This is a genomic window from Streptomyces sp. NPDC001816 (assembly GCF_042892235.1).
GTDB lineage: Bacteria > Actinomycetota > Actinomycetes > Streptomycetales > Streptomycetaceae > Streptomyces.
Genome location: NZ_JBIATY010000011.1, coordinates 147451 through 171145, shown reverse-complemented (window position 1 = coordinate 171145; position 23695 = coordinate 147451). Strand labels below are relative to the sequence as shown.

Below are 23695 nucleotides of genomic sequence, written 5' to 3'. Positions count from 1 at the left end.
TATGAATCAAACTCCGCGTACCTGCACCGTCGTCAGCTGCACCCTGCTGGTGGCCGCCCTCGGCGCGGGCGTCACCGGCTGCGGTTCGGACGGCAACCCCCTGTCGGCCAAGCCGTACGACGCAGCGGACCAGATCTCCTTCAACGGCCCCACCGGCGCAGGCAAGCGGGCCGACCCGGACAAGCCCCTGGAGATCACCACCAGCACCGACGACGGCCGGATCACGGACGTCACCGCCTACGACGCCACAGGGCGCTTCGTGGCGGGCGAACTCGCCGCCGACGGCAGCCGTTGGCACAGCACCTCCCCGCTGGCCGCCAACGCCCACTACACGGTCGCGGTGAGCACGGAGGACGAGGACGGCGCGCCCGGCCGCAAGGTCCTCCGCTTCGACACCAGCAAGCCCTCGACCACCAAGAACCTGAACGTCACGTTCGGGCCCGACTCGGGCCAGTACGGCGTCGGACAGCCCATCACCGCCCAACTCGACCACGAGGTCAAGGACAAGGCGCAGCGAGCCGTCGTGGAGCGCGCCCTCAGGGTGGACTCCACCCCGGCCGTCCAGGGCTCCTGGTACTGGGTGAGCGACAAGGAACTCCACTACCGCCCCAAGGAGTACTGGCCCACGCACGCCACCATCCAGGTGCACAGCAACCTCGACGGCGTGAAGATCAGCGACCGTCTCTGGGGCGGCAAGTCCAAGGCGCTGAAGATCACCACCGGTGACCGGATCGAGGCCGTCACGGACGCCGCGGCGCACCAGCTGACGTACTACAAGAACGGCCAGGAGGTCCAGTCGATCCCGGTCACCACCGGCAAGCCCGGCTTCGAGACCCGCAACGGGGTCAAGGTCGTACTGGCCAAGCAGTACTTCGTACGGATGCGCGGCACCACGGTCGGCATCGCCGAGGGCACCTCCGACTCGTACGACCTGCCGGTCTACTACGCCACCCGGGTCACCTGGTCGGGCGAGTACGTGCACGCCGCGCCCTGGTCAGTGGGCTCCCAGGGCTACGAGAACGTCAGCCACGGCTGCACCGGCATGAGCACATCGAACGCCGAGTGGTTCTTCGGCAACATCCACGAGGGCGACATCGTCAAGGTCGTCAACTCCAACGGCAACCCGATGGAGCCCTTCGGCAACGGCTTCGGGGACTGGAACGTCGACTGGAAGAAGTGGCGCACAGGCAGCGCCCTCATCAACGGCACCCCGGACGGCCCTGCTCCCCAGGATGCGCTGCGCCTGCAGCCAACGGCCGTGTGAGCAGTCAAGGGGCGCGGGGTTGTGTCGATGCAAGACCTCGCGCCCCCACCCCGCTAGGCGCTCAGCAACCGCTTCTGACGGAGCAGACCGGCCAAGGCCGAGGCGAACTCCACCGGATCCACCGGCGAGGTGACCGCCGCATCGGCCCGACTCCACGTAGCGAGCCACGCATCCTGAGGCCGCCCCATCAACAGCAGCACAGGCGGGCAGTTGAACACCTCGTCCTTGATCTGCCGGCACACCCCCATGCCCCCCATGGGCACGGCCTCACCGTCGAGCACGCACACGTCGATGCCGCCCTTGGCCAGCTCCCGCAGCACGGCCTCAGGAGTCGCACACTCCACGAACTCGACCTGGGGCACGTCGGGAGCCGGCCTGCGGCCGGAGGCCAACCGCACCTGTTCCCGTGTGTTGGAGTCGTCGCTGTACACCAGCACCGTAGCGGTCGGCTGCATGCTTCCTCCGAGACGTCAGCGTCGTACGGACAGGGCCGTTCGGGGCGGATGTTACTCCCATGAACACCACGTCAACACCGGTTCGGCGGGCAGCAACACTCCGAACGGCACCCCCCGGAGTGAGGGCGGGATAAGCGACCGACATAATGTCGGTCGTGGCGACAGCAACGACAGTAGAAACCGGGCACGCGCACCCGTCGGTCAACCGACCGAACCTCACCAGCGTCGGAACCATCATCTGGCTGAGTTCCGAGCTGATGTTCTTCGCGGCCCTCTTCGCGATGTACTTCACCCTCCGGTCGGTGACCGGACCGGCGTACTGGACGGAGCAGGCACACGCGCTCAACGTGCCCTTCTCCGCGACGAACACCACGATCCTGGTGCTCTCCTCGCTCACCTGCCAGCTCGGCGTGTTCGCCGCCGAGCGCGGGGACGTGAAGAAGCTCCGTGGCTGGTTCATCCTCACCTTCATCATGGGTGCGATCTTCATCGGCGGTCAGATCTACGAGTACACCGAGCTGGTGAAGAAGGACGGGATCTCCCTGTCCTCCGGCCCGTACGGCTCGGTGTTCTACCTGACCACCGGGTTCCACGGCATGCACGTGACGGGCGGTCTCATCGCCTTCCTGTTTGTCCTGGGCCGCACCTACATGGCCAAGAGGTTCACCCACGAGCAGGCGACCGCCGCCATCGTCGTGTCCTACTACTGGCACTTCGTCGATGTGGTCTGGATCGGCCTTTTCGCCACGATCTACCTGATCAAGTAGCCGGGACCGCTCCCGCACATCCAGAAGCATCGACGCAGAAGATCCTGACACCGGGGTAATCCGTGAAAAAGCTCTCCGCACGACGACGCCATCCGCTGGCGGCGGTCGTCGTCCTACTCTTCGCGCTGGCGGCCACTGGGGGGCTGTACGCCGCGTTCGCGCCCGCGAGCAAGGCGCAGGCCGATGAAACCTCCCAGTCCCTGACCATCAAGGAGGGCAAGAGGCTCTACCAGGTCGGCTGCGCCAGCTGCCACGGCACCGGTGGCCAGGGCTCCTCCGACGGCCCGAGCCTGATCGGCGTGGGCGCTGCCGCGGTCGACTTCCAGGTCGCGACCGGCCGTATGCCGGCCGCCACCTCGCAGGGCCCGCAGGTCGTAAAGAAGAAGAACATCTACACCCAGGCCGAGATCGACCAGCTCGCGGCGTACATCGCCTCGCTGGGCGCCGGTCCCGAGGTGCCGACGAAGGAGCAGTACGGCCCTGAGGGTGCGGACATCGCCAAGGGTGGCGAGCTGTTCCGCACCAACTGCGCGCAGTGCCACAACTTCACCGGCAAGGGTGGTGCCCTCACCGAGGGCAAGTTCGCGCCGGACCTGTCGGGCGTCGACCCGAAGCACATCTACGAGGCCATGCAGACGGGCCCGCAGAACATGCCGTCCTTCCCCGACACCACGATGTCGGAGAAGAACAAGAAGGACATCATCGCGTACCTGCACGCGATCAACAGCAGCGAGACGGAGCAGCCGGGCGGCATGGAGCTGGGTGGCCTCGGTCCGGTCACTGAGGGCCTGTTCGCATGGGTCTTCGGCCTCGGTGCGCTGATCGCGGTAGCCGTCTGGGTCGCCGCTCGGACCGCAAAGGCCAAGAAGTCATGAGTAGCCAAGACATTCCAGAAGAGAACCTGCCCGCTGAGCAGGAGCACGCGCACGGCGTCGTGAGCGTCGCGGACGAGAAGAACCCGTTCGCGGACCCGGGGCTGCCGCCCCACGAGCACCGGATCCAGGACATCGACGAGCGGGCCGCCAAGCGGTCCGAGCGCGCCGTCGCCCTGCTGTTCACGGTGTCGATGCTGGCCACCGTCGGCTTCATCGCCGCGTACGTGGCGGTCCCGCAGGACAAGGCGATCTTCGTCTTCCCGCTGGGTCACATCAGCGCGCTGAACTTCGCGCTCGGTCTGACCCTCGGTACGGCGCTGTTCTGCATCGGCGCGGGTGCGGTCCACTGGGCCCGCACCCTGATGTCCGACGTCGAGGTCGCCGACGACCGGCACGCGATCGCCGCCTCTCCCGAGGTCCGTGCGCAGGTCCACGCGGACTTCAAGCAGGGAGCCAAGGAGTCGGCGCTCGGCCGCCGCAAGCTGATCCGCAACACGATGTTCGGTGCGCTGGCCATGGTGCCGCTCTCCGGCGTCATGCTGCTGCGCGACCTCGGCCCGCTGCCCGGCACCTCGCTGCGCCACACGCTGTGGGCCAAGGGCAAGCTGCTCGTCAACATGAACACGAACCAGCCGCTGCGTCCCGAGGACGTCGCCGTCGGTTCGCTGACCTTCGCCAAGCCCGAGGGCCTGGAGGAGGCACAGGAGGACTTCCAGAACGAGATCGCCAAGGCGGCCCTGATGATCGTCCGGCTGCAGCCGGACAACATCAAGGACAAGCGCGAGCTCGAGTGGTCGCACGAGGGCATCGTCGCGTTCTCGAAGATCTGCACCCACGTGGGTTGCCCGATCTCCCTGTACGAGCAGCAGACGCACCACGTGCTGTGCCCGTGCCACCAGTCCACCTTCGACCTCTCCGACGGTGCCCGAGTGATCTTCGGCCCCGCCGGTCACGCCCTGCCGCAGCTCCGCATCGGCGTGAACGACGAGGGTTACCTCGAGGCGCTCGGCGACTTCGAAGAGCCCGTCGGTCCTGCATTCTGGGAGCGCGGATGAGCACCAACGCGAACAACGAGCGACGCGGCAAGGCGCCCGCCGGCGAGCGCGTCGCCGACTGGGCCGACGGACGGCTCGGGATCTACTCCCTGGCCAAGTCCAACATGCGCAAGATCTTCCCCGACCACTGGTCGTTCATGTTGGGCGAAGTCTGCATGTACAGCTTCCTCATCATCATCCTGACCGGTGTCTACCTGACGCTGTTCTTCCACCCGTCGATGAACGAGGTGGAGTACCACGGCAGCTACGTCCCGCTCCAGGGACAGCTGATGTCCGAGGCGTTCAACTCGACCCTGCACATCTCCTTCGACGTGCGCGGTGGTCTGCTCATCCGGCAGATCCACCACTGGGCCGCGCTGATCTTCCTCGCCGGCATGTTCGTGCACATGATGCGCGTGTTCTTCACCGGCGCGTTCCGCAAGCCGCGTGAGATCAACTGGCTGTTCGGCTTCCTGCTGTTCGTCCTGGGCATGTTCACCGGCTTCACCGGTTACTCGCTCCCGGACGACCTGCTCTCCGGCACCGGTGTCCGCTTCACCGAGGGCGCGATCCTGTCGATGCCGATCGTCGGCACCTACATCTCGTTCTTCCTCTTCGGCGGCGAGTTCCCCGGTCACGACTTCGTCGCCCGGTTCTACTCGATCCACATCCTGCTGCTGCCGGGCATCATGCTCGGCCTGATGGTGGGCCACCTGATCCTGGTCTTCTACCACAAGCACACGCAGTTCGCGGGTCCCGGAAAGACGAACAAGAACGTCGTCGGCATGCCGCTGCTGCCGGTGTACATGGCCAAGGCCGGAGGCTTCTTCTTCCTGGTCTTCGGTGTGATCGCGGCCATCGCCGCGGTGACCCAGATCAACCCGATCTGGGCCATGGGCCCCTACCGCCCCGACCAGGTGTCCACCGGCGCCCAGCCCGACTGGTACATGGGCTTCGCCGAGGGTCTGGTCCGCTACATGCCGGGCTGGGAGATCAACTTCTGGGGTCACACGCTCGTCCTGGGCGTGTTCATCCCGCTGGTGCTCTTCGGCCTGGTCCTGGGCGTGATCGCGGTCTACCCGTTCATCGAGTCCTGGGTCACCGGCGACAAGAGCGAGCACCACATCCTGGACCGCCCGCGCAACGCCCCGACGCGTACCGCGTTCGGTGTCGCCTGGATCACCGTGTACATGGTCGGCCTGGTCGGTGGTGGCAACGACCTCATCGCCACCCACTTCAGCCTGTCGATCAACGCCGTGACCTGGTTCGTCCGGATCTCCTTCTTCGCCGGACCGGTCATCGCGTTCATCCTCACCAAGCGGATCTGCCTCGGCCTGCAGCGCCGCGACCGCGACAAGGTGCTGCACGGTCGCGAGACCGGCATCATCAAGCGCCTGCCGCACGGTGAGTTCATCGAGGTGCACGAGCCGCTCAGCCAGGAGCAGCTGCACACCCTCACGGCTCACCACCAGTACGAGCCGGCCGAGATCGGCCCGACGGTCGACGAGAACGGTGTCGAGCGCAAGGTGAAGAAGTCCGAGAAGCTGCGCGCCAAGCTCAGCAACGCCTACTACGGCGAGGACAACCAGATCCCGAAGCCGACCGTCGAGGAGTACAAGGAGATCACGAGCGGCCACGGCCACCACTGATCCCCGCGTCGCCACGCCACGCCGAGGGCCCCGTCCGCAACGCGGACGGGGCCCTTCGCCGTGTCCCGCGCTGGATAGGGTGGGACCACACTGTTCTTCTAGACACCCAGGAGCGGCCATGAGCGCTGTGACCCCCGCTGGAGGCGACACCGCGGCGGGCCGTTCCTGGCCCGCCCTGCTGAACGGGCTGCTGGACGGCCGGGACCTGTCCGCCGACGACACGGCCTGGGCGATGGACCTGATCATGAGCGGCGAGGCGACCGACGCGCAGATCGCCGGGTTCCTGGTGGCCCTGCGGTCCAAGGGCGAGACGGTGGAGGAGATCACCGGACTCGTGCGGACCATGTACGAGCACGCCAACGTGATCGAGGTACCCGGGCCGGCCGTCGACATCGTCGGCACCGGCGGTGACGGCGCCAAGACGGTGAACATCTCCACGATGTCGTCGATCGTCGTCGCCGGCACCGGAGCGAAGGTCGTCAAGCACGGCAACCGCGCCGCGTCCTCCGCCTCCGGGTCCTCCGACGTCCTGGAGAAGCTCGGGATCAACCTGAACCTGACCCCGAAGCGGGTCGCCGAGGTCGCCGAAGAGGCCGGCATCACCATCTGCTTCGCGGTGAAGTTCCACCCGGCGCTGCGTCATGCCGCCGCGGCCCGCGGCCAGTTGGGGATCCGTACGACCTTCAACGTGCTCGGCCCGCTCACCAACCCGGCCAGGGTGCGCGCCCAGGCGGTCGGTGTCGCCGACCCCCGGATGGCGCCGATCGTGGCCGGGGTCCTCGCCGAGCGCGGCAACTCCGCCCTGGTCTTCCGGGGCGACGACGGCCTGGACGAGCTGACGACCACGTCCACCTCCCGGGTGTGGGTGGTCCGGGACGGCAAGGTCACGGAGGAGAGCTTCGACCCGCGGGACGTCGGCATCGACCTCGTCCCCGTGGAGGCCCTGCGCGGCGCCGACGCGTCGTACAACGCGGAGGTCGCCCGCCGCCTGCTGGACGGCGAGCAGGGCCCGGTCCGGGACGCGGTCCTGCTGAACTCGGCGGCCGCCCTGGTGGCCCTCGACCCGACCGAGGCCCCCCTCGCCGAGCAGCTTCGCGCCGGCATGGCCAAGGCGGCCGTGTCGATCGACTCGGGCGAGGCGAAGCGGACGCTGGAGCGGTGGGTGGCGGCCAGCAACAAGTAGCGGGCGGCTGATCGCCGTCGTAGCGGGTGTCCCGGGATCCGGACAGAAGTTGCGCGGCGGCGATCAGCTCGGCTACGTTCCTGAACAGGTCATGAGTGACAGTCATGAGGCCCCGGCCGACTGTCCGGCAACCCTCCGTCCGTGGCGGGGTGCCCCGGGTGAAGACCAGGCCGCAGGCAGTGAGGTCTGCGGCAAGCGCGGACCCCTCGCACACCAGGGGTCCTGGTCGTCGAGGGAGCCTTCTGTGAGCAAGCGAATGCGATAGGGCGTAGAGCCCCGCCTCCGCGTACCCCTTTCACCTTCCCCACGTTCGAGCCGTACGCGCTCACGTGGTTCCGCCTTGCCTCTCACAGGAGCTCGCCATGTCCGTCTTCACCGCTGCCGCCGACCAGTCCGTTTGCCGTGACATTTCGGGGGCTCTGCCTGTTCTGGGCCGTGATGTCACCGTCCCGCTCGTGACCGGCGGCGAAGTCACCTACGCGGCGCTCGACTACGCGGCCAGCGCCCCCGCCCTCCAGCGCGTCTGGGACGACGTGGCGGCCTACGCGCCGTACTACGGCAGCGTCCACCGCGGCGCCGGCTACCTTTCCCAGCTCTCCACCGACCTGTTCGAGAACGCCCGCAGGACGGTCGCCGAGTTCCTCGACTGCCGCGCGGCCGACCAGGTGGTCTTCACCCGCTCGACCACGGACTCCCTGAACCTCCTCGCCGCAGCGCTGCCCGCCGACTGCCAGGTCTTCGTCTTCGAGACCGAGCACCACGCCTCCCTGCTGCCCTGGCGGGACGCCCGCGTCACCTACCTCAACGCCCCGCGCACCCCGCGGCAGGCCGTCGAGACCCTGGAGCGGGCCCTCGCCGACCGCGACCCTTACGGCCCGGCCCTGGTCTGCGTCACCGGTGCCTCCAACGTCACCGGCGAGCTGTGGCCGGTGCGCGAGCTGGCCGCCGCGGCCCACGCGCACGGTGCCCGGATCGTCCTGGACGCCGCCCAGCTGGCCCCGCACCACCCCGTGTCGGTCCAGGACCTCGACGTCGACTGGGTCGCCTTCTCCGGCCACAAGCTGTACGCCCCCTTCGGCTCCGGCGTCCTGGCCGGCCGCGCCGACTGGCTGGTCGCGGCCGAGCCGTACCTCGCGGGCGGCGGCGCCAGCCGCAAGGTGACCCGGCGCGAGGACGGGGGAGTGGCCGTGGAGTGGCACGAGAGCGCCGCCCGCCACGAGGCCGGCTCCCCGAACGTCATCGGCGCCTACTCCATCGCCTCCGCCTGCAAGGCCCTGACGGAGGCCGGCTTCGACACGCTGGTCGCCCGCGAGCAGCACCTGATCGCGAAGGTGCGGGCCGGCCTGGCCGAAGTGCCCGAGGTCCGGGTTCTCTCCCTCTTCGGGGACGACGCCCCGCGGGTCGGCGTGATCAGCTTCGTCGTGGACGGCTGGAACAGCTCCCACTTCGCCGCCGCCCTCTCCGCCGAGTACGGCATCGGCGTCCGCGACGGCCTGTTCTGCGCCCACCCCCTGGTCCGCACCCTCCTCGGCTCCGACCCCCAGGCCCAGGGCGAGTGCGGCGCCCCCGAGGCCACGCCGGGCGAGAAGTCCCTGAACGCGATCCGCGTGAGCTTCGGCGCGGGCACCCCCGACGAGCACGTGGAGCGCTTCGTCACGGCGGTGAAGGAACTGGTGACCGAGGGCGCGAAGTGGACGTACCGCACGGAGGAAGGCCGCTGCGTCCCGGCGGTGTGAGTCTCTGAACGCCTGGTGGGGCGGTCTTCAGCCGATCAGTTGTCCAAGCCGATCGAGAAGGCCGCCTCGAGGTCGTGCTGCGAGTACGTACGGAAGGCGACGTGCGTGTCCGTGGCCTCGACCCCGGGGATCTTGCTGATCCGCCCCGGGATCACGTCGGCCAGATCCTCGTGCTGCCGCACCCGCACCATGGCGATCAGGTCGTACGTACCGGTGACGGAGAAGACCTCGCTCACCGAATCCAGCGAAGCGATCTGCTCCGCGATCTCGGGGATCCGGTCCACGCTGGTCTTGATCAGGACGATCGCGGTGATCACGACGGGTTCTCTCCCTCGGGTGCCGGAGCCGGTGCGCACTTCACTTTAGTCGCCCGCCCGTCTCCCACCGCCACCCTTCCAAAGCCGCCCTTCGGGCCCTCCTTTTTCCGGTACCGCACCCACGCGTAACCGAACCCGACCCCGAAGCCGACCAGGTGCGCGAGGTAGGCCACCCCGGGCCCCTCACCGGAGCGCCCCGCCGCCAGCCACTGCAGCGCTGCCCAGAAGGGCAGCACCACCCAGGCCGGGAAGCGCATCGGCAGGAAGAACAGGAAGGGGAGCAGACTGGTGACACGGGCGCGGGGAAACAGATAGAGGAACGCGCCGAGGACCGCCGAGATCGCCCCGGACGCGCCCACCAGCGACTGCTCGGAGGTGGCGTTGGCGGCCGCGTAGCCCAGCAGGGCCAGGTAGCCGCAGCAGACGTAGAACAGGGTGAACTCCACCCGGCCCATTCGTTCCTCGGTCATCATCCCGAAGACGAAGAGGAAGAGCATGTTGCCGAGCAGATGCACCCAGCTGCCGTGCACGAACAGCGCGGTGACCGGGGTCAGGGCCTCCCGGACGGGCTCCTCGAACAGGTCCGCCGGGACCACGCCCCAGTGCCGGAAGTACGCGCGTTGCGCGGCCGGCAGCGCGTCCGCGGAGCCGTACGCCGGAGTGAGCCCGGAGGCCGGTCCGAGGACGAAGATCAGGGAGCACACGGCGATGAGGGCGTGCGTCATCGGCGCGGGGGTGTCCCGGAGCGCCCTGAGTGTGCGGCCGGCCGTCGTGCTCCAGGCGTTGATCATGACTACAGAGCATGACGTAAGGGGACGCAACCTGACAGACCGCCTCGCCGCCCCGGACGGACGGGCGGTGAGTACCCGCCAGGCCGTAGGGTTACGAGCCACACGCGTCGAGGAGCGGCGCGGACCGACCCGAGAAGGAAGCGAACAGTCACGATGACGGTTCCCCTGCCGACCGCCACGACGCGATGGCGCTGCACCCTCTGTGGCAACCTCACCCGCTTCGATGTGACCCGCTCGTCGAAGGTCGTCGAGTACGTCCACCTCGACCTCGCCGGTGAGCCGACGGTCGAGGAACGCGAGGTGGTCAGTGAGACCATCGACTCGGTCCGCTGTCGCTGGTGCAACGCGGTGGACCAGGTGGAACTCGTGGACAGGCCGGGCGCCGGCTCCTGAGCGGAGCGGGCCCCGTACAGGTATTGGGGTGTGACGGATGGTGGAGACCGCAGGCGGGGGGCCGGGCGACGGCACCGCTGAGGTGCTTGACCGTCCGCTGCCCGACGGCGTGCGCCGACGGGTCGTGCAGATCGTCGCGGACGGGTTCGGCGGCCTGACCGTCGCGGAACTGCCCGCCCAATTGCGGCAGTACGCCCGGTTCGCCCCGAACCGGCGGGCCAAGTTCGCCGGGAACGCGATGGCGGCCGCGCTGGAGACCGATCCGCTCTTCAGGCAGCGGATCGGGGAGAAGTTCAGAGAGGCGCAGCCGGAGCTGTCCGGCGCCCTGGACTCCGGCTCGCCGCCCCCGGCCGCGGACCCGCTCGACGTGGCGGCCGCGGCCTATGTACTGCGCCCGGCGGGCTGGGTGAAGCTGGTCACCGCGGCCGGCGAGGAGGCCCAGCGCGCGGACGCCGAGCGGGCCGACGAGGAGAGCCGGGCCGAGCTGGAGCGGCTGCGCGAGGAGCTGGCCGAGGCCCGGACGCAGACCCGGACCGAGACCGAACGGCTGCGCACCGAACTGGAGTCGGCGAAGAAGGAAGCGGAGTCGCTGCACCGCAAGCTCCGTGCCGCGCTCAGCGACGTCAAGCGCGGCGAGGCCGCGCTGCGCAAGGTCCAGGGCGAGATCGAGGCCGTACGCGCCGAGGGGCAGGCACAGCTGTCGGTCGCCGAGAGCGAGTCCCGCCGGCTCAAGGCCCGCCTGGGCGAGGCCGAGGCCGCGCTGGAGGCCACCCGCCGGGCGGCCCGCGAGGGGCGCAGCGTCGAGGACATGCGGGTACGGCTGCTGCTCGACACCCTGCTGGACGCCACCCAGGGGCTGCGGCGCGAACTCGCGCTGCCTCCGGTCTCCGTGCGCCCGGCCGAGACCGTGGACGCGGTCGAACCGGGACGTATGACCCCGAAGGACATCGCGGCCCGGGCCCTGTCCGAGAACGACCCGGCGATCCTGGACCAGCTGCTCGCGCTGCCGCAGGCCCATCTGGTCGTCGACGGCTACAACGTCACCAAGACCGGTTATCCGCAGATGCCGCTGGAGAAGCAGCGGCTGCGGCTCCTGGGGCAGCTCTCGGCGCTCGCCGCGCAGACCGGTGCCGAGGTGACCTGTGTCTTCGACGGTGCCGAACTGGCCGCGCCGGTGCTGCTCGCGCCGCCGCGCGGGGTGCGGGTGCTGTTCTCCAAGCCGGGCGTCACGGCCGACGAGCTGATCCGCCAGCTGGTGCGCGCGGAGCCGCCGGGCCGTCCGGTCATCGTCGCCTCGACCGACCGGGAGGTGGCCGACGGGGTCGCCAGGGCCGGTGCCCGTCCCGTCGCCTCTGCGGTACTTCTGAAGCGACTGTCCTGAAGGTCCGACACGCATACGCAATGCCCGAATTGGCCCGACTCTCACGCCACGTAGGGTCAATCACGCCTCACTGCATGTGAGTTATGTGCAAAGAATGCATTGCGTCACAGGGTTTTTTGCCGCGAGGATTTGAACTGATCACAGCTGGGTCACTAGGGTCTGGGCTCGAACCTCCGAACGGGTGATCACTCACAAGAAGGAGTTCGTCCTCCGTGGCGTCCCATCGTCGACCCAAGCAGCCGAGTCGCACGCGTGTCACCGTGCTGACCACCGCAGCCGCCGCTGCCGTCGCGCTCAGCGCGAACGCCGCCAATGCCGCCCCGAGCGAGAAGCTCGGCAAGGACGAGGTCAAGGCGAAGGTCGACAAGCTCTACGAGCAGGCGGAGCAGGCCACCGAGAAGTACAACGGGGCCAAGGAGAAGCAGCAGAAGCTGCAGAAGGAAATCTCCACCATCCAGGACAACGTGGCCCGCGGCCAGCAGGAGCTGAACAAGCTCCGCGACGGCCTGGGTTCGCTGGCGACCGCCCAGTACCGCTCCGGTGGCATAGATTCCTCGGTCCAGCTCTTCCTGTCCTCCAACCCGGACGACTTCCTCGACAAGGCCTCCACGCTCGACCAGTTGAGCAGCCAGCAGGTCGAGGCCCTGAAGAAGATTCAGGACAAACAGCGCGAACTCGCCCAGGAGCGGGCCGAGGCCACCGACAAGCTCAAGGACCTCGCCGCCACCCGCACCGAGCTGGGCAACAAGAAGAAGGAAGTCCAGGGCAAGCTCGCCGAGGCCCAGAAGCTGCTCAACACCCTGACCGCCAAGGAGAAGGCCGCGCTCGCCGCCGAGCAGGCGCGCGCCAACCGCTCCTCCACCGAGCGGGTGGACCTCGGCGACGCCCCGCCCGCCTCCGACCGCGCCTCGGCCGCCTTCTCCGCCGCCCAGAGCAAGATCGGCTCGCCGTACGTCTACGGCGCCTCCGGCCCCTCCTCGTTCGACTGCTCGGGCCTGACCTCCTGGGCCTACGCCCAGGCCGGCGTCTCGATTCCGCGCACCTCCGAGGCGCAGGCCAACGCCGGCACGCGCATCTACGACCAAAGCCAGCTCAAGGTCGGCGACCTCGTCATCTTCTACGGCGACTTCCACCACGTCGGCCTGTATGCGGGCAACGGCCAAGTGCTGCACGCTCCGCACACCGGCGCGGTGGTGCGCTACGAGGCGATGAGCAACATGACGTTCGAGTTCGGCGTCCGGATCTGATTCACCCGCGCGACGCTGACTCGGTGGCGCCCGAACGGGCGAATCCGATGAACCGAGACTGACTCCACGCCCCGCCCATGACCTGCGTCAGGGCGGGGCGTCGCGTGTGTGCGCCGCTCGACGCCGTTCGGCGCGGTCCTTCCGCACGGCTACTGTCTGCCGCGATTCCCCGGCGCAGGGGCCTCCCCGTCCCCGGCGCCGGGGAAGCTGTCTCTGTCCGCCAGCAGAAGGACTGCCGTGGGGTCCCATCGCCGCCTTGCACTGTCCGGGTTCAACCGGGGCGCCGGCGTCGCCCTGTGCGTGTTGTCGGCCGCGGCCGCCACGCTCGGCGCCGTACCCGCCCAAGCAGCGCCGCACGGGGACACCCGTGCCGAGGTGGACCGCCTCTACGAGGAGGTCGAGAGGGCGACCCAGGCCTACGACAAGGCCGACGAGCGGGCCGACGTGCTGCGCCGGGAGGTCCGGGACGACCAGGACCACATCGCCCGGCAGCAGCAGCGCATCAACACCCTGCGCGAGCGGCTCGGTTCGCTGGCCGGCGCCCAGTACCGCGCCGGCGGCATCGACCCGGCCGTCGCCCTGCTCTTCTCCGACGACCCCGACGACTACCTGGACAAGGCGGCCACCCTCGACCGCATCGGCGCCCAGCAGGCGGGCCGGCTGCGCGAGTTGAGCGCGGCGATGCGCGAGCTGGCCCAGGAGCGCGCCGAGGCCGCCGGGAAGCTCGCCGCGCTGGAGCAGAGCCGCAGGGCGGTCGCCACGCACAAGCGGACCGTGGAGAAGAAGCTCGCCAGGGCCCAGCAGCTGATCAACTCCCTGCCCGCCGCCGAACGCGCCGCCTACGACCGGGCCTCCCGCTCCGACGGCTCCGACCGCGTCGACCTGTCCGGCGCCGTCGCCCCCGACGCCCGCGCGGCGGCCGCCGTCGCCGCCGCCCGCTCCGCCCTCGGCCGCCCCTACGTGTGGGGCGCGACCGGCCCCTCCGGCTTCGACTGCTCGGGCCTGATGCAGTGGTCGTACGGGCACGCCGGCATCCATCTGCCGCGCACCTCCCAGGAGCAGCGGTACGCCGGCCGGCAGATCCCGCTCTCCCAGGCGCGCCCCGGCGACCTGGTCGTCTACCGCTCCGACGCCAGCCATGTGGCGATGTACGTCGGCAACGGCCAGGTCATCCACGCCCCCTACCCGGGCGCGCCGGTGCGCTACGACCCGGTCGGCATGATGCCCGTCTCCTCGGTCACCCGTCCCTGACCTCCCGCCGCGCACCGTACGATCGGGAAATGGCTGGTCGTAGAAGGGTGTGGCGCGCCGCGGCGGCGGGGCTCTGTCTGCTGCTCGCGGCGCCCCTCGCCGGATGCGGCGGCCGGATGGCGGCCGACCCGGCCACGGCCGAGGTGCAGCAGGTGCTCGACCGGCGCTCCGCGGCCCTGCTCGGGCACGACGAGACGGCGTACGGCAGGACGGGCACCCGGACCGCGTTCGTCCGCCTGCGCGCGCTCCCGCTGGCCGCCTGGGCCTACCGGGTGACCGCCGTGCACGGTGACGGCCCGGGCGCCACCGCCGACGCCGAGCTGCGCTACCGGATCGCCGGCTACGACCGGGCCCCGGTCAGCGTCCGCCGCACCCTCGCGCTCAGCCGCACCGCCGAGGGCAAGTGGTACGTCACCGCCGACAAGCCCGCGCGGAAGGCCGGGGAGCAGCTGTGGGACCAGGGCAGGGTGACCGCCGTCAAGGGCGCGCACAGCCTGGTCCTCGGGGCCGGTCAGAGCGCCGGCGACCTGCGCGCCTACGCGAGGCTCGCCGACCGCGCGGTCCCGGCCGTCTCCCGCGCGTGGGGCACGGACTGGACCCGCCGGGTCGTCGTCCTCGTCCCGCGCACGCTGGAGGGCATGGCGGGGCTGCTCGGCTCGCCCGCCGCCGGCTACCGGGGCATCGCCGCCGTCACCACCGGCGAGGTGGGCGGCGCGGGCAGGGCGCCCGCGGACCGGGTGGTCGTCAACCCGGAGGCGTACGCGATGCTGGGCAGCGTCGGCAAGCAGGTCGTGCTCACCCACGAGACCACCCATGTGGCCACCCGCGCGCACACCGACGCCGCCACCCCGCTGTGGCTCTCCGAGGGGTACGCCGACTGGATCGGCTACCTCGGCACCGGCCGCACCCCCACCGAGGCCGCACCGGAACTGGCCCGCGCGGTCCAGGACGGCAAGGTGCCCGCGAGTCTCCCCGCCGACAAGGACTTCGGCTTCAGCACCGACCCCGCCCGCCTCGCCCAGTCCTACGAGAGCGGCTGGCTCGCCTGCCGGATGATCGCCGACCACTGGGGCGAGGACCGGCTCGGCGCCTTCTACCGGGCCGTCGGCGCCCACCGGACGCGGGCGGGCGCGGTCGAGGAGGCGCTGAAGAAGGTGCTCGGGACCACGCCCAAGGCGTTCACCGCCGAGTGGCGCCAGTACGTGCGCGCTCAGCTGCGCTGACCTGGGACCTGCCCCAGCACCTCGATCGCCTCGCGCAGCCACTCCCGCTCGGCCGTGCCGGTGGCCCGGGCGACCCGCAGCATGCCCTGCCGGAACAGGTCACCCGCCTCCTCCGCGCGGACCGGCTCCCCGTCCCGGTAGAAGAAGCTCGCCGGGGCCTCCAGGAAGTCCAGGCGCCGGCGCAGCACCGCGGCCTGCTCGGCCGGGTCGTCCAGGTGCCGCAGGAAGGCGAGGACGGTGTTGAAGCGGACCTGGTCGGTGATTTCGGCCTGCTTGGGGGTGCGCAGCCGCTCCAGCAGGTCCGCGCGGCCCTTCCCGGTCAGGGACAGCACCCGGCGCGGGGCGGCGCTCGCGCCCTCCTCGGTGCGCTGGTCGAGCTTGCCCGCGGCGACCAGCCGGTTGATGGCCGGGTAGAGGGCGCCGTCGCTGACCGGCCGGACATGCCCGCTCAGCGCCTTGATGCGCTCCTTCAGCTCGTAGCCGTGCAGGGGTTCGTCGGCGAGGAACCCCAGGATCGACAGCTCCAGCACGCGAAATCCTCCTTGCAGTGGACGTGGGACCCATGCTAGCTCTTATCGAGCTACCTCTAAACGAGGTAGCTCGATAAGAGGGGGCTCCTTGTGAACGCACACCGCAGGCAACTCGTCTCGCTCGCCCACCCTGTCTACCTCTCGCTCCTCGCCTCGGTCGCCTCCGGGATCATCAACACCGTCTGGGTCTCCCGGCTCGGCGGCGGTGCCGTGGCCGCCGTCGCCGTCGCGACCAACACCGAGAACGTGCTGCTCGGCATCGCGCTGGTCTTCGCCTCCGGTACGACCGTTCTCGTCGCCCACGCCAGGGGGGCTCGCGATCCCGCCGCCCTGCGGGCCGCGGTGCACGGCGGCCGGGCGCTGTGCGCTCTGGTGACCCCGGTGGTCGTGGTCGGCGGGTTCCTGTTGCGCGAGCCATTGGCCCGCCTGGTCCTCGGCGGCGGTGACCCGGCGGCCCTGCACCTCGCCACCGCCTACTACGCGATCTCCCTGCCGGGCATGGCCGTCTTCTTCGCCCAGCAACTGGTCGACGGCCTTCTCAAGGGCGCCGGCGACACGCGTACCCCGATGCGGCTCGCCCTGCTGTCCAACGGGCTGATCCTGCTCTGCGACCCGGTCCTGATCCATCTCTACGGTGTCCGGGGCGCCGCGGCCTCGACCGTGCTGTGCCGCTGCGTGGCCCTCGCGGCGGGACTGCGCGCGCTCGGCCGCAACGCGCTGCTGCGAACGGCGGGCGGCACCCCTGCCGCCGAGCCGGTACCCGCCCCCCTGCGCCGCACCCTGACCACCGGCCTGCCCATGTCCGCCGACTTCACCGTGCGGCAGGGCGGGGCCCTGGTGCTGGTGGCGATCGTGGCGCGGCTCGGGGTGACGGCGGTGGCCGCCTACTCGATCGCTTACAAGGTCATGTACGTCGCCACCATGGCCTTCTACTCGGTACGGCAGGCCGCCGCCATCCACACCGCGCACACCCGGGGCGCGGGGCAGGACGCGCGCCGGGACATAGGCCGGCAGGCGATGCTCGTGTCCGGGGGCCTCGGCCTGGGCGCCGCCGCCCTGTTCGGCGCCACCGCCCCCTGGATCATGGCCGCTTTCGGCGCCGGGCCCGAGGTCGCCCACCAGGGTGTGCTGTTCCTGCGCTGCGTCGGCCCCTACCTGCTGCTGATGGCCTGCTTCATCGCGCTCGGCGGGGTCTTCGAGGGCAGTGGGGGAGCTCCGGAGCTGCTCCGGGCCACCCTGCTCGGCACCGCCGTCCAACTGCCCCTGGCGTACGCCCTCTCCGGGCTCGGCCTGCCCGGCGTCGGCCTGGCCCTGGCGCTCGCGATGGCCGTGCAGTGCGGGGCGGTGGCGGTGCTGTTCCGGCGGGCCCGCCGTCAGGAGGCCGAGGTCTCCTTCGCGGGAGTCGGCTGAGGGGCCGGTGGGGTCTCGGTGGCCGTGGGGACCGTGGCGCGCCACAGCCGGCGGGCCGCCATGAGCGTGGCGACGACGAGCAGGCCGTTGCGCAGGACGAGCAGCGTGATGCCGTACGTGTCGCTCACGACCACGTGCACGAAGCCGATCGGGAACTCCAGGACCGTCAGCAAGGTCGCGGCGAGGACCATCAGGGCGGGCGCGCCCATGCGGCTCGCCCGGAAGCACAGGCACACGGCGGCCAGGCCGATCAGCCACACCAGGTACTGCGGGCTGATCACCCGGCTGGTGACCGTGAACAGCAGCACCGCCGTCAGGGCCGCGTCCGCGAGCGTGTGCGCCTCGAACCGGGACGCCCGCCGCCGCCACAGCACCAGCCAGCCGATCGCCGCCCCGCTCAGCGCCATCGCGACGTTGCTGACCAGCCCGACGTACGGGCCGACGAACTCGATCGACCCGTAGTTCAGCAGCACCTGCCCCTGCCAGCCGTGGTGCCGGGCCACATGGAAGACCAGGCTGCCCAGCGACTCCACCTCCGTGCCCCGGTCCCGCTGGAAGGTGAGGAAGGCGAAGGCGCCCGGCATGGACACCGCGAACGCCGTCGCGACACCGCACGCGGTCACCGCGGCCGACGCCCACGCCCGCAGCCGGGTGGCGCCGACCAGCAGCAGCGCCGGCCACACCTTCAGCAGCGCCCCGAAACCCACCAGCGCCCCCATCACCCGGGGATGCCGGACCCCCGCGAGCAGGGCCGCGACGGCCACCGCGGTCACCATCAGGTCGTAGCGGGCGTACACCGTCGGGCCGAGCAGGGGCACGCCCACCACCCAGGTCCACACCCCGCGCAGTGAGCGGCCGGGCCGCCGGCCCGCGTGCAGCAGCAGGGCCAGCACGGCCAGGTCGGCCAGGCACACCAGTACGAAGAAGGCGTGCGGGTAGCTCAGGAACGGCAGGGCGGCGGGGGAGAGGATCGCGAGCGCGGCGGCCGGCGGGTACTGCCAGGTCACGTCGGCCAGCGGAAACGTTCCTTGGCGCAGCACCTCGTACCAGCCCTGGTAGATCACCGACACGTCGGTGGTCACGTCGGGGCCCGGGAAGACGTAGACCCCGAAGACGAAGAGCAGTAGCACCAGCCGGGTGGCGCACCAGGTCGCCAGCAGTCCCGCTATCTTCCCGCTCACCCGCACCCCTGTTCGTACACCGACCCCGGTCCGGCCCCATGATTCCCTGCCCACCTGTGCGTGTGCCACGAAGCGCGCCCGGTAGGGTCGGCGACGATGCACAAGACGCTGATCGTGACCAACGACTTTCCGCCCCGGCCGGGCGGCATCCAGGCCTTCCTGCACAACATGGCCCTCCGGCTGGAGCCCGGACGGCTGGTCGTGTACGCCTCCACCTGGAAGCGCGGTCGCGAGGGCGTCGAGGCCACGGCCGCCTTCGACGCCGAGCAGCCCTTCACCGTCGTACGCGACCGTACGACCATGCTGCTGCCCACGCCCGGCGCGACCCGGCGGGCCGTTTCGCTGCTGCGGGAGCACGGCTGCACCTCGGTCTGGTTCGGGGCGGCCGCGCCGCTCGGTCTGATGGCGCCCGCGCTGCGCAGGGCCGGCGCCGAGCGGCTGGTGGCCACCACCCACGGGCACGAGGCCGGCTGGGCCCAGCTGCCCGCCGCCCGGCAGCTGCTGCGCCGGATCGGGGACTCCACGGACACGATCACCTACCTCGGCGAGTACACCCGTTCCCGGATAGCGACCGCGCTGACCCCGGACGCGGCCCGGCGGATGGTGCAGCTGCCGCCCGGCGTCGACGAGAAGACCTTCCACCCCGGCTCGGGCGGCGACGAGGTCCGGGCGCGGCTCGGGCTCACCGACCGGCCGGTGGTCGTGTGCGTCTCCCGGCTGGTGCCGCGCAAGGGCCAGGACACCCTGATCCAGGCCATGCCCCGGATCCTCGCCGCCGAGCCGGACGCCGTGCTGCTCGTCGTCGGCGGCGGCCCCTACGAGCAGGACCTGCGCCGGCTGGCCCGGGAGACCGGCGTCGAGGCCTCGGTCCGCTTCACCGGCGCGGTGCCCTGGTCCGAGCTGCCCGCGCACTACGGCGCCGGCGACGTCTTCGCCATGCCCTGCCGCACCCGCCGCGGCGGCCTGGACGTCGAAGGCCTCGGCATCGTCTACCTGGAGGCCTCCGCCACCGGCCTGCCGGTCGTGGCCGGCGACTCGGGCGGCGCCCCCGACGCCGTACTGGACGGCGAGACGGGCTGGGTCGTCCGCGGCGGCGAGCCCGCCGAGGCCGCGGAGCGCATCATCGCCCTCCTCGCAGACGCGGAACTCCGCGACCGGATGGGCAAGCGGGGCCGCCAGTGGATCGAGGAGAAGTGGCGCTGGGACCTGCTGGCGGAGCGCTTGAAGGACTTGCTCTAGTACAGCCAACCCAGGGGCGCGGGGAACTGCGCGACCAGCCACGGCGGACCCGCACTCGCCGACGATGAGCACCCGTCCTCCCCAGATTGCGCCCCTGCTTACGGCGGAGCCCTTGGCGGAACGGGAAAATCCGCACATGCTGCGGCACATGACAGCAAAACTGATGCAGCGTCAGCTGAGTCGACGTCACATCCTGGGCATGATCGCCCTCCAGACCGCCGCCACGGCAGGTCTCACCCGCATCGGTCTTCAGTCCGCGCAGGCAGCCGAACCGGCCGCCGTCGACAACTCCCCGGCCATCGTCGTCGGTTCGGGCTACGGCGGCGCCGTGGCCGCCCTCCGCCTCGGCCAGGCCGGCATCCGCACCCTCGTCCTGGAGATGGGCCGCCTGTGGAACACCGCCGGCAGCGACGGCAAGGTGTTCTGCTCCACCAGCGCACCCGACCAGCGCTCCATGTGGTTCCGCACCCGCACGGAGGCCCCGCTGGCCACCTTCCTGTGGCTGGACCTCGTCAACAAGGACATCAGCCCCTACCCCGGAGCCCTCGACCGCGTGCACTACGACAACATGTCCGTGTACGTCGGCCGGGGCGTCGGCGGCGGCTCCCTGGTCAACGGCGGGATGGCGGTCACCCCGCTGAAGTCCTACTTCGCCGAGCAGTTCCCGACCGTGGACGCCGAGGAGATGTACGGCACCTACTTCCCGCGCGCCCGCTCCATGCTCGGCGTCAACACCATCGACCCGGCCTGGTTCGAGTCCACGGAGTGGTACCGGTTCACCCGCACCTCCCGGAAGGCCGCCGCCAACGCAGGCCTGAAGACCACCTTCGTGCCGAACGTCTACGACTTCGGCTACATGCAGCGCGAGGCCGCCGGTACGGCCACGAAGTCGGCGCTCGCCGGGGAGGTCATCTACGGCAACAACTACGGCAAGCGCAGCCTCGACAAGACCTACCTGGCCGCCGCCCTCGGCACCGGCAACGTCACCCTCCACACCCTGGAGAAGGTCAGGGCGATCACCAGGGCGGGCGACGGGTCGTACGTCCTGACCGCCGACCGCATCGACACCACCGGCAAGGTCGTGGAGACCAAGCAGTACAGCTGCACGTACCTGTTCCTCGGCGGCGGCAGCCTCGGTACGACCGAACTCCTCGTCCGGGCACGGGAGACGGGCACCCTGCCCGCGCTGAACGCCGGCGTCGGCGCCGGCTGGGGCACCAACGGCAACACCATGCTCGGCCGCGCCAACCACATGTGGGACACCGTCGGCGCCAACCAGGCGACCATGCCCGTCATGGGCATCGACGACTGGGCCAACACCGCCAACCCGGTCTTCGCCGAGATCGCCCCGCTGCCCATGGGGTTCGAGCACTGGATCAGCCTGTACCTGGCGATCACCAAGAACCCCGAGCGGGCGTCGTTCTCGTACGACTCCACGTCCGGGGCGGTGAAGCTCGGCTGGAGCCCGGCCCAGAGCGCCGTGTCGGTCGCCATGGCCAAGAAGCTCTTCGACCGGATCAACGCGGCCAACCTGACCATCTACCGGTACGACCTCTTCGGTTCGACCAGCAAGATCTTCGCGGACGACTTCACCTACCACCCGCTGGGCGGCTGCGTCCTCGGGAAGGCGACCGACGACTACGGCCGGGTCAAGGGGTACCCCAGGCTCTACATCACCGACGGCTCGCTCGTGCCCGGCTCGATCGGTGTGAACCCCTTCGTCACCATCACCGCGCTCGCCGAACGCACGATGGCGCGGGTCCTCGTCGAGGACACCGCGCCATGACGCGTCTTCAGCAGGCGTACTACTTCGCGTAGATCGCCTCGATCTCGTCCGCGTAGTCCTTCGCCACCACGTTCCGCTTGAGCTTCAGCGACGGGGTGAGGTGGCCCGACTCCTCCGTGAACTGGGAGGACAGAATGCGGAACTTCCGCACCGATTCCGCCTTCGACACCGCGGCGTTGCCGTCGTCGACCGCCGCCTGGATCGCCGCCAGCAGATCCGGGTCCTCGCGCAGCGACGCCGCGGTGGAGCCCGCCGGCTTGCCGTGCTCGGCCGCCCAACGGCCCAGGAACTCGTCGTCGATGGTGACCAGCGCGCCCACGAACGGCCGCCCGTCGCCCACCACCATGCACTCCGCGACCAGCGCGTGGGCGCGGATGCGGTCCTCGATCACGGCCGGGGCCACGTTCTTGCCGCCCGCGGTGACGATGATCTCCTTCTTGCGGCCGGTGATCCTGAGGTAACCGTCCTCGTCGAGGGTGCCGACGTCACCGGTGTGGAACCAGCCGTCGGCGAGCGCCTCCGCGGTCGCGCCCGGGTTGTTCCAGTACTCCTTGAACAGGTGCTCGCCGTGCAGCAGCACCTCGCCGTCGTCCGCTATCCGGATCACCGAGCCGGGCAGCGGCTGGCCGACCGTGCCGATCTTCTGCCGGTCCCAGGGGTTGAACGCGGTCGCCGCGCAGGACTCGGTCAGGCCGTAGCCCTCCAGCACCGTGAAGCCGATGCCGCGGAAGAAGTGACCGAGCCGCTCGCCCAGCGGGGCACCGCCGGAGATCGCGTACTCGCCCCGGCCGCCGAGGACCGCGCGCAGCTTGCTGTAGACCAGCCTGTCGAAGACCTTGTGCTTGATCTTCAGGCCGATGGACGGGCCCGACGGGGTGTCCTGCGCCTTGCTGTAGGCGATCGCGGTGTCCGCGGCCTTGTCGAAGATCGCGCCCTTGCCGTCCGCCTGCGCCTTGGCGCGCGCGGAGTTGTACACCTTCTCGAACACGCGCGGGACACCGAGGATCAGCGTCGGCCGGAAGGCGGCCAGCTCGTCGGTGAGGTGCTTGATGTCGGGGACGCAGCCCAGCTTGATCGGCGCCATCATCGGCGCGATCTGCACCAGCCGCCCGAAGACGTGCGCCAGCGGGAGGAAGAGGAGGACCGAGCACTCACCGGTGCGGAACAGCGGACGCAGCCGCTCCACGATGTTGCCGCACTCGGCGAAGAAGCTGCGGTGGGTGAGGACACAGCCCTTGGGCCGCCCGGTCGTGCCGCTCGTGTAGACGATGGTCGCCGGGTCGTCGGCCTTGGCGAGCGAGCTGCGCTCCCCCACGGTCGCGTCGGAGACGCCCTGCCCGAGCCGGCCCAGCTCTTCCAGGCCGCCGGCCTCGATCTGCCAGACGTGCTTGAGGGCGGGCAGGGTGTCGCGCACCGAGTCGACGGCGGCCGCGTGGCCGTCCAGCTCCACGATGCAGGCGGTCGCGCCCGAGTCGGAGAGGATCCACTGCACCTGCTCCGGCGAGCTGGTCTCGTACACCGGCACGGTGACCGCGCCCGCGCTCCAGATCGCGAAGTCGAGGAGCGTCCACTCGTAGCGCGTCCTGGACATCAGGCCGACCCGGTCGCCCGGCTGCACACCGGAGGCGATGAGCCCCTTGGCGGCGGCGTGCACCTCGGCGAGGAACTCCGTGGCCGTCACGTCCTGCCAGGCGCCGCCCACCTTGCGGGCGATGACAGCGACGTCGGGATGCTGCGCGGCGTTTCTGCGGACGATGTCGGTCAGATTGCCGTCCGCAGGGACCTCGTACAAAGCCGGAAGGCTGAACTCGCGCAAGACTGCTGCTCCTCATAGGGCGCCGGCGCCACGACACTGTGTGATGCGACGGTGCGGTCCAAGGCTCGGGCGGGTACTCAGGGTGCCAACCAGTTGGTTGAAACGCTGAGCACGACTGGACTGCCCGGACGTTACCCGCCGGTATGGCTTCTAGGACAGGGGGTCCC

At 70.4% G+C, this 23695-nt stretch carries 21 protein-coding genes and 1 riboswitch; of the genes, 15 read left to right on the top strand and 6 right to left on the bottom strand.

Features of this window, described 5'->3' with window-relative positions; all coding sequences use genetic code 11:
- Nucleotide 1 precedes the first annotated feature (1 nt).
- Entirely contained in the window at nt 2-1264 is a 1263-nt protein-coding gene (locus ACFYZZ_RS33095; protein WP_389183863.1) for an Ig-like domain-containing protein, read from the top strand.
- A 53-nt stretch (nt 1265-1317) separates the two neighbouring features.
- Here ACFYZZ_RS33095 and ACFYZZ_RS33090 read toward each other — a convergent pair whose 3' ends face one another.
- Nucleotides 1318-1719: a hypothetical protein gene (locus tag ACFYZZ_RS33090; protein WP_389183860.1), complete on the bottom strand. Its 402-nt coding sequence runs from the start codon at nt 1717-1719 to the stop codon at nt 1318-1320.
- 146 nt (nt 1720-1865) lie between these two features.
- Between ACFYZZ_RS33090 and ACFYZZ_RS33085 the strand changes: the two genes are divergently transcribed.
- The 6 genes from ACFYZZ_RS33085 (at nt 1866) to ACFYZZ_RS33060 (ending at nt 8963) form a co-directional block, all read left to right on the top strand.
- Nucleotides 1866-2486, top strand: coding sequence for a heme-copper oxidase subunit III (locus tag ACFYZZ_RS33085; RefSeq protein ID WP_386574347.1), 621 nt, complete (start codon nt 1866-1868; stop codon nt 2484-2486).
- Nucleotides 2487-2548: 62 nt separating this feature from the next.
- Nucleotides 2549-3361, top strand: coding sequence for a c-type cytochrome (locus ACFYZZ_RS33080; protein WP_389183858.1), 813 nt, complete (start codon nt 2549-2551; stop codon nt 3359-3361).
- On the top strand, nt 3358-4416 hold the full coding sequence (locus ACFYZZ_RS33075) for a Rieske 2Fe-2S domain-containing protein (protein ID WP_389183855.1): 1059 nt from the start codon (nt 3358-3360) through the stop codon (nt 4414-4416). Before ACFYZZ_RS33080 ends, ACFYZZ_RS33075 begins: the two co-directional genes overlap by 4 nt.
- Nucleotides 4413-6044 (top strand): cytochrome bc complex cytochrome b subunit, encoded by a 1632-nt coding sequence (locus tag ACFYZZ_RS33070; protein ID WP_389183852.1) that lies wholly within the window; start codon nt 4413-4415, stop codon nt 6042-6044. The genes ACFYZZ_RS33075 and ACFYZZ_RS33070 overlap by 4 nt, the downstream gene beginning before the upstream one ends.
- 118 nt (nt 6045-6162) lie before the next feature.
- Nucleotides 6163-7227, top strand: a complete 1065-nt coding sequence (gene trpD / locus ACFYZZ_RS33065; protein WP_386574343.1) for an anthranilate phosphoribosyltransferase — start codon at nt 6163-6165, stop codon at nt 7225-7227.
- Between the two features lie 87 nt (nt 7228-7314).
- Nucleotides 7315-7431, top strand: a riboswitch (SAM riboswitch).
- A gap of 158 nt (nt 7432-7589) precedes the next feature.
- A complete protein-coding gene (locus ACFYZZ_RS33060; RefSeq protein ID WP_389183849.1) occupies nt 7590-8963 on the top strand; it encodes an aminotransferase class V-fold PLP-dependent enzyme in 1374 nt (457 codons plus the stop codon).
- A gap of 35 nt (nt 8964-8998) precedes the next feature.
- Here ACFYZZ_RS33060 and ACFYZZ_RS33055 read toward each other — a convergent pair whose 3' ends face one another.
- Nucleotides 8999-9280, bottom strand: coding sequence for an Lrp/AsnC family transcriptional regulator (locus ACFYZZ_RS33055; protein ID WP_386574341.1), 282 nt, complete (start codon nt 9278-9280; stop codon nt 8999-9001).
- Nucleotides 9277-10071, bottom strand: coding sequence for a rhomboid family intramembrane serine protease (locus tag ACFYZZ_RS33050; protein ID WP_389183845.1), 795 nt, complete (start codon nt 10069-10071; stop codon nt 9277-9279). Before ACFYZZ_RS33050 ends, ACFYZZ_RS33055 begins: the two co-directional genes overlap by 4 nt.
- Before the next feature lie 153 nt (nt 10072-10224).
- Here ACFYZZ_RS33050 and ACFYZZ_RS33045 point away from each other — a divergent pair, with 153 nt between their 5' ends.
- The 5 genes from ACFYZZ_RS33045 to ACFYZZ_RS33025 all read left to right on the top strand — a co-directional run bounded on the left by ACFYZZ_RS33045 (nt 10225) and on the right by ACFYZZ_RS33025 (nt 15566).
- A complete protein-coding gene (locus tag ACFYZZ_RS33045; RefSeq protein WP_145875323.1) occupies nt 10225-10464 on the top strand; it encodes a hypothetical protein in 240 nt (79 codons plus the stop codon).
- Nucleotides 10465-10501: 37 nt separating this feature from the next.
- Nucleotides 10502-11845 carry an NYN domain-containing protein gene (locus ACFYZZ_RS33040; protein ID WP_389183842.1) on the top strand — a complete coding sequence of 448 codons (1344 nt, stop codon included), beginning with the start codon at nt 10502-10504 and terminating at the stop codon, nt 11843-11845.
- Between the two features lie 212 nt (nt 11846-12057).
- Nucleotides 12058-13092: an NlpC/P60 family protein gene (locus ACFYZZ_RS33035; RefSeq protein ID WP_389183839.1), complete on the top strand. Its 1035-nt coding sequence runs from the start codon at nt 12058-12060 to the stop codon at nt 13090-13092.
- A 237-nt stretch (nt 13093-13329) separates the two neighbouring features.
- Nucleotides 13330-14343 (top strand): NlpC/P60 family protein, encoded by a 1014-nt coding sequence (locus ACFYZZ_RS33030; RefSeq protein WP_389183836.1) that lies wholly within the window; start codon nt 13330-13332, stop codon nt 14341-14343.
- A gap of 29 nt (nt 14344-14372) precedes the next feature.
- Nucleotides 14373-15566: a hypothetical protein gene (locus tag ACFYZZ_RS33025; protein WP_389183833.1), complete on the top strand. Its 1194-nt coding sequence runs from the start codon at nt 14373-14375 to the stop codon at nt 15564-15566.
- Here the strand turns inward: ACFYZZ_RS33025 and ACFYZZ_RS33020 are convergent.
- On the bottom strand, nt 15554-16096 hold the full coding sequence (locus ACFYZZ_RS33020; RefSeq protein ID WP_389183831.1) for a PadR family transcriptional regulator: 543 nt from the start codon (nt 16094-16096) through the stop codon (nt 15554-15556). The two genes, ACFYZZ_RS33025 and ACFYZZ_RS33020, sit on opposite strands and share 13 nt — an antisense overlap.
- Before the next feature lie 90 nt (nt 16097-16186).
- Here ACFYZZ_RS33020 and ACFYZZ_RS33015 point away from each other — a divergent pair, with 90 nt between their 5' ends.
- Nucleotides 16187-17506 carry an MATE family efflux transporter gene (locus tag ACFYZZ_RS33015; protein ID WP_389183828.1) on the top strand — a complete coding sequence of 440 codons (1320 nt, stop codon included), beginning with the start codon at nt 16187-16189 and terminating at the stop codon, nt 17504-17506.
- Here ACFYZZ_RS33015 and ACFYZZ_RS33010 read toward each other — a convergent pair.
- Nucleotides 17470-18687, bottom strand: a complete 1218-nt coding sequence (locus ACFYZZ_RS33010) for a glycosyltransferase 87 family protein (RefSeq protein ID WP_389183825.1) — start codon at nt 18685-18687, stop codon at nt 17470-17472. The genes ACFYZZ_RS33015 and ACFYZZ_RS33010 overlap by 37 nt on opposite strands.
- A gap of 96 nt (nt 18688-18783) precedes the next feature.
- Here ACFYZZ_RS33010 and ACFYZZ_RS33005 point away from each other — a divergent pair, with 96 nt between their 5' ends.
- Entirely contained in the window at nt 18784-19926 is a 1143-nt protein-coding gene (locus tag ACFYZZ_RS33005; RefSeq protein WP_389183822.1) for a glycosyltransferase family 4 protein, read from the top strand.
- A gap of 148 nt (nt 19927-20074) precedes the next feature.
- On the top strand, nt 20075-21712 hold the full coding sequence (locus ACFYZZ_RS33000) for a GMC oxidoreductase (RefSeq protein ID WP_389183820.1): 1638 nt from the start codon (nt 20075-20077) through the stop codon (nt 21710-21712).
- 19 nt (nt 21713-21731) lie between these two features.
- Here the strand turns inward: ACFYZZ_RS33000 and ACFYZZ_RS32995 are convergent, their stop codons facing one another.
- A complete protein-coding gene (locus tag ACFYZZ_RS32995) occupies nt 21732-23528 on the bottom strand; it encodes an AMP-dependent synthetase/ligase (RefSeq protein ID WP_389183818.1) in 1797 nt (598 codons plus the stop codon).
- Nucleotides 23529-23695: the final 167 nt, after the last annotated feature.

Excerpts from the sequence above, each read along its gene's own strand:
- ACFYZZ_RS33085 (WP_386574347.1), top strand. The coding sequence starts at position 1,866 with ATGTCGGTCGTGGCGACAGCAACGACAGTAGAAACCGGGCACGCGCAC.
- ACFYZZ_RS33060 (WP_389183849.1), top strand. The coding sequence starts at position 7,590 with ATGTCCGTCTTCACCGCTGCCGCCGACCAGTCCGTTTGCCGTGACATT.
- ACFYZZ_RS33095 (WP_389183863.1), top strand. The coding sequence starts at position 2 with ATGAATCAAACTCCGCGTACCTGCACCGTCGTCAGCTGCACCCTGCTG.
- trpD (WP_386574343.1), top strand. The coding sequence starts at position 6,163 with ATGAGCGCTGTGACCCCCGCTGGAGGCGACACCGCGGCGGGCCGTTCC.
- ACFYZZ_RS33070 (WP_389183852.1), top strand. The coding sequence starts at position 4,413 with ATGAGCACCAACGCGAACAACGAGCGACGCGGCAAGGCGCCCGCCGGC.
- ACFYZZ_RS33090 (WP_389183860.1), bottom strand. The coding sequence starts at position 1,719 with ATGCAGCCGACCGCTACGGTGCTGGTGTACAGCGACGACTCCAACACA.
- ACFYZZ_RS33005 (WP_389183822.1), top strand. The coding sequence starts at position 18,784 with ATGCACAAGACGCTGATCGTGACCAACGACTTTCCGCCCCGGCCGGGC.
- ACFYZZ_RS33050 (WP_389183845.1), bottom strand. The coding sequence starts at position 10,071 with ATGATCAACGCCTGGAGCACGACGGCCGGCCGCACACTCAGGGCGCTC.
- ACFYZZ_RS33075 (WP_389183855.1), top strand. The coding sequence starts at position 3,358 with ATGAGTAGCCAAGACATTCCAGAAGAGAACCTGCCCGCTGAGCAGGAG.
- ACFYZZ_RS33045 (WP_145875323.1), top strand. The coding sequence starts at position 10,225 with ATGACGGTTCCCCTGCCGACCGCCACGACGCGATGGCGCTGCACCCTC.
- ACFYZZ_RS33040 (WP_389183842.1), top strand. The coding sequence starts at position 10,502 with ATGGTGGAGACCGCAGGCGGGGGGCCGGGCGACGGCACCGCTGAGGTG.
- ACFYZZ_RS33025 (WP_389183833.1), top strand. The coding sequence starts at position 14,373 with ATGGCTGGTCGTAGAAGGGTGTGGCGCGCCGCGGCGGCGGGGCTCTGT.
- ACFYZZ_RS33000 (WP_389183820.1), top strand. The coding sequence starts at position 20,075 with ATGACAGCAAAACTGATGCAGCGTCAGCTGAGTCGACGTCACATCCTG.